This window comes from Saccharothrix luteola (genome assembly GCF_020859565.1).
Lineage (GTDB): Bacteria > Actinomycetota > Actinomycetes > Mycobacteriales > Pseudonocardiaceae > Actinosynnema > Actinosynnema luteola.
Genome location: NZ_JAJHUO010000032.1, coordinates 110,542 through 117,139, shown reverse-complemented (window position 1 = coordinate 117,139; position 6,598 = coordinate 110,542). Strand labels below are relative to the sequence as shown.

Here is a 6,598-nt window from a genome sequence, read left to right as displayed (position 1 = left end):
AGTCGTCGGTGGCGGCGGCCGTGCGGGCCGAGGAACGGGAGTTCGCGGCGGCGCTGCACGACACCGCCGCCGCGACGCTGCTGATGGTCGGCAGCGGGCAGGTGCGCGCGGACAGCGCCTGGCTGGCGCCGCAGGCCCGCCGCGACCTGGACCGGCTGCGCTCCGGCCGCGCCGACGCGTCCCGGCGCACCGACCTCGTGCGGTTGCTGGCCGACGAGGTCGAGGCCGTGCACCTGGACGTCGACTTCGACGCGCCCGCCCGGCTGCCGCTGCCGTCCGACGTGGCGGCGGTGTTCGCCGACGCGACCCGTGAGGCGCTCAACAACGTCCGCCGGCACGCGGGCACCTCGCACGCCTCCATCCGGCTCGGCGGCGACGAGCGGCGGTTGCGCCTCGACATCGCCGACGGTGGCAGGGGTTTCTCGCCCGACGCCGTCCCGGCGACCCGGCGCGGGCTGCGGGAATCCGTGCACGGCAGGTTGAACCGCATCGGCGGCACGGCCACGGTCCTCTCCACCGTCGGCGCGGGCACCGTCGTCCGGTTGGAATGGCGTGGTCGTGGTGAGTGACGCCGTCGGCGTGCAGACGCGGGCCCAGCTCCTGTTCGGCCTGCGCGTCGCGACCCTGCTCGTGACCGCGGTCGTGGTCGGGGTGCTCGGCCTGGTCAACCTGCTGCGCCGCTGGGAGTCCCACGACTTCCCGCTCGTGCAGCTGTCCGCGTTCGCCGCGCTGGCCGCGGTGCTCGTGGGCGAAGCCGTGCTGCTCGCCCGGCGCCGGCCGTGGGGCAGGCTCCGCCCGCTCGCCGTCGCCGTGGTGCTGGCCGCGTCCGCGCTGGCCGCCGTGACGCTGCCCGAGGATCGCACCGCGAGCGCCGTCGACTGGGCGTTCGGCGCGGCCAACTGGGTCGGCCTGGTCGTCCTCCTGGACCGTCCATTGGGGACGGTCGTGGCGTTCCTGTCGGCCCACGAGCTGATCGCCCTGTCGAACATGCTCCTGTTCTCCGACGTGGACAAGGGCGACCTGGCGCGGCTCGCCACGGGCTCGGTCACCGTGATCGGCTTCCCGCTGTGCCTGGCGGTGGTGGCCACCGTGCTGCACCGGCTCGGCTCGGACGCCGCGACCGCCGCCGCCGAGGTCGAACGGGTGCGGACCGCGGAGGCCGTCGCGGCGGAGTCCCACCGGCGCAGGCAGCAGCGGTTCGCCGAGCTGTCCGCCGGCGCGATCCCGCTGCTGGAGGGCCTCGCCGACGGCTCGCTCAGCCCCGAGGACCCCTCGGTGCGGCGGGGTGCGGCGATCGAGGCCGCCCGGATGCGGCGGCTCGGCGCGGAGACGGACGTGGTGACGAACCCGTTGCTGCACGAGCTGCGGCACTGCGCGGACGTCGCCGACCGCAAGGGCGTCGTGGTGGAACTGGAAGCGCGCGGCGACTGGCCGACACCGCCCGTCGCGGTCCGGCGCGACCTGACCGACGCCGCGCTGACCGCGCTCGCCACGGCCGGCTCGTGGGCCCGCGTCACGGTGGTCGGCGACCAGGGGCTGGTGTCGGTCAACGTCGTCGCGGACTGCGACGAGGTCGCGCCGCCGACCCCGGCGGCGTCCGACGTGCGGGTCGAGGTGCTCGGCAACGGTGCGACGGTCTGGGTGGAGGCGACGTGGCAGCCGACGGCGTGATCACGGCGGTGATCGTGGACGACCACGCGGCCATCACCGCGGGCGTGCGGTACTGGTGCGAGCAGGCCGTGCCGCCGATCCGCCTGGTCGACGCGGGCACCCGGCTCGCCGACGTGTGGACGGGTCCGGGCGCCGAGGCCGACGTGGTGATCTTCGACCTGGAGCTGACGCCGGGCCGGCCGGACTTCGCGGAACTGCGCAGGCTGGTGGACAACGGCCGCCGGGTGGTCGTCTACTCGCAGCACGCGGACACCGCCACCGCGCTCAAGTGCGTCGACCTCGGCGCGCTCGCCTACCTGACCAAGCGGGAGGGGCTCGACCACCTGATCCCGGCGATCAGGGCCACCGCGCAGGGACTCCCGTACACCGCGCCGTCGTTGTCGGGCGCGCTCGTCGCCGACGACGCCCCGGACCGGCCACGCCTGTCACCGCGCGAGGTCGAGGTGCTGCGGGCGTGGTTCACGTCGTCGTCGAAGGACCTCGTCGCCGCCAAGCTCAACATCACCGTGAAGACGGTCGACACGCACATCGCCCGCGTGCGGGTGAAGTACGCGAACGCCGGGCGGGCGGCCCGCACCAAGAGCGAACTGGTGAGCCGGGCGCTCGACGACGGGCTGGTCACGCTCGCGGAGCTCAACCGAACCGTTACCCCGTTGTAGGGCGTTCACCCGACACCGCGGGGGCGGGCGCCCGCGTACGGTCGTGATCCGGAGGTCGTCGGCGGGTTTTCGCCTGCGCACCGCGCCTTCTGTGGGGTAGGCGCGGTCCGCGGTCGGGCCGCCGCGCTGCCGGGAACATTTCGCCGGGACAACGCGGGTGGTATCGCACATGGGACACACGACGGCCTTGGTCGAGGAGATCGGATGACGCACCCCGGTGCGCCACAGCAGTTCCCCCAGCACGGCCACCACCCGCAATTCCCGCCACCGGGGCAGCTACCGCCACCCGGACCGCACCCGCCGCAGTGGGGACCGGGCATGCCGGGGGGACCGGGCATGCCCAACGGGCAGTGGGGGCCCGGGGGACCGGGCGGGCCGGGAATGCCTGGCGGGCATGGGATGCCGGGGGGACCGGGTGGGCCTGGGATGCCTGGCGGGCCGCCGGCCCGGCGCGGCGGGAAGGGGCCCCTGATCGCGGTGCTGGTCATCCTCCTCGTGCTGGGCCTGGGCGTCGGCGGGTACTTCGTGTACGTCGAGCTCGAAGGCGACAGCCAGGCGAAGCCGGTCGTGGACACGTCCGAGGACCTGGAGAAGGCCCCGATCGGCTGCGCGATGCTGGAGGAGGCGGAGGTGGCGCCGCACATCCCCGGCCGCATGGACTACAGCGCGGGCGGCGCGAACCCGGGCACGGGGCAGTTGCACGACCAGGGGCAGTGCACCTGGAACAACTCGGGCAGGCTCGCCAAGGACAACGTCCGCGGCGCCTTCGTGATCGTGACCAGCTACGTCTACCACGCCAACCACCAGCTGTCCGGCGTGGACAAGGCGAAGGAGCATATGGAGGACCAGGTCCGCACCGGCGTCGCGGTGCACGTCGAAGGCGCCGACGAGGCCGAGCTCGTGGCGCAGGAGAAGGTCAAGTGGACCGCGGAGATCGTCGTCCGCTACCGCAACGTCGTCTACTCCGTCACGTACTCCAACCAGACCGAGGGAGCGAACGTGAAGGCAGGCGCGACCACCCTGGCCGCCACCGCGATCGGCAAGGTGGTCAAGGCTCACGAGGACTGACCGGGCGTCGGCCGGACGCGGCCAGGTGACGCCGCAGGCGGGTGTGCCGGAACTGGTAGACGCCGCCGGTCTGCCGCAGCACGCCACGTCGGTGCGCGTCGTCGAGGAACCGCATCAACCGCCACGGGAGCCGGCCGCGCAACGCCCACCACGCCAGGGAGGCCGCGTACAGCACCGAGGCGTTGTTGACCACGCAGCCGAGGCCGGTGCCGAGGCCGAAGCTCAACGCCGCGGCCACCAGCGAGGCGTCGACGGACTTGCCCAGGGCGACGATGGCGAACACCAAGGGCAGTTGGAACGCCACGGCCCAGGCGAACAGCCACACCGCGGTCGACGCGACGTCACCTCGCAGGGACCGGTCCGGCCGGGGCACGCTGAACCGGTCCGGCGGGCTGGTCAGCCAGGCGCCGATGCCCAGGGCCACGGCCACCATCACGCCGAGCGCGAGAGGCGCCATCCACACCTCCCGGCCGCCGCCCGCCCCGTGCACGACCGCTGCCCCGACCACGGCGGCGACCGCGATCACCAGGCCGAGGGCCATCCTGGACACGACGGCCTTGCCACGTCCGTGCAGGCGCAGGCCCGTCCGGTGCGGCGGGCGGTCCACCGACAGGGCGATGGCGACCAGCAGCGCGAGCCCCACCCCGGCCGCCGCGTTCATGCCGGGGGAGTTGGGGTACTTGTAGTTGATGAAGAAGGTCGCCGCGCCGAGCACCACGGGTGTGAGGAGCAGGTGACGCCACGGCGCCCGCCGCCGCACCGTGCCGATCAGCCAGGTGAACGAGACTCCCAGCGCGAAGCCGACCGCGATGCTGGAGTTCTCGCTCACCGTCGCCCAGAACAGCAGGCCGGTGATGGTGGTCGCCAGGACGAGGCGCGGCCGGGGGAGGCGCCACCAGGCGATGTCGCCGGCCGCGTTCGCGGCGGCGTGGCGGGCCAGGAAACCGAGCCAGCGGTGTGCCCGGTCGGCCGGGTAGCGCCCGGCGCCCGGCGGCAGGGGCGCGAGCCGGGGCGGCGGTGTCGGCGGGTCGCCGTAGACCGCGGTCACCAGTGAGTCGAGCAGGTGGTGTTCGAGGTCGGTGTGGTCGGCGAACCGCGTCCGGTCGACCAGTTCGGCGGGGTCGCGGTCGACGCGGCCGTAGACGGCGCGGGCGAGGTTGATCGTCAACGGCGTGGACAGCGACCGCGCGAGCACCGGGTCGCCGGTCGTGCGCAGGTGGTCGAGCACCGGGGTCCAGCGCCGGACGACCTGCGGCAGCGAGGTGGCGAGGAACTCGATCGCGTCGTCGGCGGCGACCGGCTCCAGCTCGACCACCGCGGCCGCGGGCAGCCCCGCGCCACCGGCGCGCACCGCGGCTTCGTACTCGTCACCGCGGCAGGTCAGGACCAACGGCCGGCCGGGGCCGAACGCGTGGTGGACGCCCTCCAGCGCCGGCGCGAGCAGCTCCGGCGGCAGCTCGTCCAGCCCGTCGAGCAGCGGCAGCAGGCGCTGCTCGACCGCGAGGCGGCGGGCGGCGTGCCGGCCGTAGGCCCTCCGGTTCTTCAACGCGGGGTAGTCGATCTCCAGCCGGCGGATGATCCAGTCTTCGAGGTGCTCGTCGTGCGGGTTCCACGAGGCGGGGGACAGCAGCACCGGCACGGGCTCGCGGGGCGTTCGGCGTTCGAGCAGGTCCAGGACGAGCAGCAGCGCGGTGGCGGACTTGCCCGCGCCCGGTCCGCCCAGGACCACCAGCTGCCGGCTCGCCAACGAGGCGAACAACCGGTCGAGGTCGCCGAGGTCGCCGCCCATGACCGCGGGCGGGTGCGGGTAGGCGACCGGCCGGCGGGTGGGCGCCCAGCGCAGCCGCAACGGCTCCGGCCGCCGCAGCGAGCGGACGGCGGCCTCGGCTTCCCACTGCCGGCGCACCACGGCCGCCAGGAGGTCGGCGGCGTCGTCCAGGGCGGATCGCGCCCGGGTGACCACGTCACCGTTGATCACATCCGCTTGGACGACGGTGTCCGCGTGCCCGCCGAATTCGTTGCGGACCACCCGCGGCCCGATTCGATCACGCCCCGAGATGCCCATGCCGTCCCCTGGTCTCCCGCCCTTGTTCGGACGGTACCGAGACGATCACGTTCTGTTAACGGTAAAGCGTGAATTCACACTGACGGGGACTCGAAATCCGCCGAACTCGCCACGCGGGCGACGCTTATCCGGCCGTGAGCCGGAATTCGAGCAGGCACCGGTGATCGGTCAGGTCGGTCACGGTGTCGAGGACCAGGCCGTGCGGCGAGCCGAGCGCGCGGAACTCGTCGAGCCGCCGCTCGCGCCCGCCGAAGATCACGAGCATGTCCAGGTCGCTCGCGGTGCTCGCACGCAGCCCGCCGACCCCTTCGACGACCAGCACGCGTGCGCCGGGGTGGGCGGCCTCGGCGCAGCGGCCCAGGATGCGGTCGGCGTGCTCGTCGTCCCAGTTGTGGAGGATGTCGAACAGCACGTAGGCGTCCGCGCCGGCGGGCAGCGGGTCGAAGAAGCTGCCGGCCGTCACCTCGGTCCGCTCGTCGAGACCGTGAGCGCTGAACGTGCGGCGGGCGCCGGCGGCGGTCGGAGGGAGGTCGACCAGGTGGCCGCGCATCCCGGGGTGGGCGAGGAGGATCGCGGCGAGCAGGCCGCCCTCGCCGCCGCCGACGTCCACGACGGTGGCGAACAGGGACCAGTCGACACCGGCGACGATCTGCGGGATGTCGGCGCGGAAGCGGTGCGTCATCTGCCGGTCGAACGACGCGCGGAGGTGCGGGTGCTCGGCCAGGTCCCGGTAGAAGTCCTGCCCGTACCGGTGCGGGTAGGCCGCCCGACCGGTGCGGACGCTGTGCGCCAGCTCGACGAACGCCAGTTCCGCCCGCCCTCCCGCGGTGTCCAGGCTCAGGAGGTCGGCGAGGCCGTTGCCGGCGTCGACGCGGAGGTTCGCGCCGTACGCGCTCGTCCGGTAGCCGGTGGAGGTGCGTTCGAGCACCCCTAGGGTCACGAGGTGGGCGAGGAGGAGTTCGAGGGCGACCGGGTCGACGTCGAGCTCGACCGCGAGCTCGTCGGCCGGGCGACCGTCGCCGAGCAACCGGTCCGGCAACCCCAGGGTCACCGCGACCCGCAGCGCCATCGGGGTGGCCAGCCCGGCCAGGTCGCGGAGCGCAGTCGCGTCATCGTCGTTTCGTCCCACGAGAAT

General features: G+C 73.9%; 6 protein-coding genes. 4 read left to right on the top strand and 2 right to left on the bottom strand.

Annotated features, from left to right (window positions below; genetic code table 11):
* The 4 genes from LNK82_RS37195 to LNK82_RS37180 form a co-directional block, all read left to right on the top strand.
* Positions 1 to 569 (top strand): sensor histidine kinase (locus LNK82_RS37195; RefSeq protein WP_372470743.1); only part of this gene is annotated, 569 nt, incomplete at its 5' end.
* Positions 562 to 1,671 carry a hypothetical protein gene (locus LNK82_RS37190; RefSeq protein ID WP_230569015.1) on the top strand — a complete coding sequence of 370 codons (1,110 nt, stop codon included), beginning with the start codon at positions 562 to 564 and terminating at the stop codon, positions 1,669 to 1,671. The genes LNK82_RS37195 and LNK82_RS37190, both read left to right, overlap by 8 nt.
* Positions 1,653 to 2,330 carry a response regulator gene (locus tag LNK82_RS37185; protein ID WP_230569016.1) on the top strand — a complete coding sequence of 226 codons (678 nt, stop codon included), beginning with the start codon at positions 1,653 to 1,655 and terminating at the stop codon, positions 2,328 to 2,330. The genes LNK82_RS37190 and LNK82_RS37185 overlap by 19 nt, the downstream gene beginning before the upstream one ends.
* Before the next feature lie 426 nt (positions 2,331 to 2,756).
* Positions 2,757 to 3,398, top strand: a complete 642-nt coding sequence (locus LNK82_RS37180) for a hypothetical protein (protein WP_230569017.1) — start codon at positions 2,757 to 2,759, stop codon at positions 3,396 to 3,398.
* On the opposite strand, the gene LNK82_RS37175 is transcribed toward LNK82_RS37180, so the two are convergent.
* Together LNK82_RS37175 and LNK82_RS37170 are read right to left on the bottom strand one after the other, a co-directional pair.
* Positions 3,379 to 5,427 (bottom strand): hypothetical protein, encoded by a 2,049-nt coding sequence (locus LNK82_RS37175; protein ID WP_230569018.1) that lies wholly within the window; start codon positions 5,425 to 5,427, stop codon positions 3,379 to 3,381. The two genes, LNK82_RS37180 and LNK82_RS37175, sit on opposite strands and share 20 nt — an antisense overlap.
* Positions 5,428 to 5,587: 160 nt before the next feature.
* Positions 5,588 to 6,592: a methyltransferase gene (locus tag LNK82_RS37170; RefSeq protein WP_230569019.1), complete on the bottom strand. Its 1,005-nt coding sequence runs from the start codon at positions 6,590 to 6,592 to the stop codon at positions 5,588 to 5,590.
* Between the last annotated feature and the right edge of the window lie 6 nt (positions 6,593 to 6,598).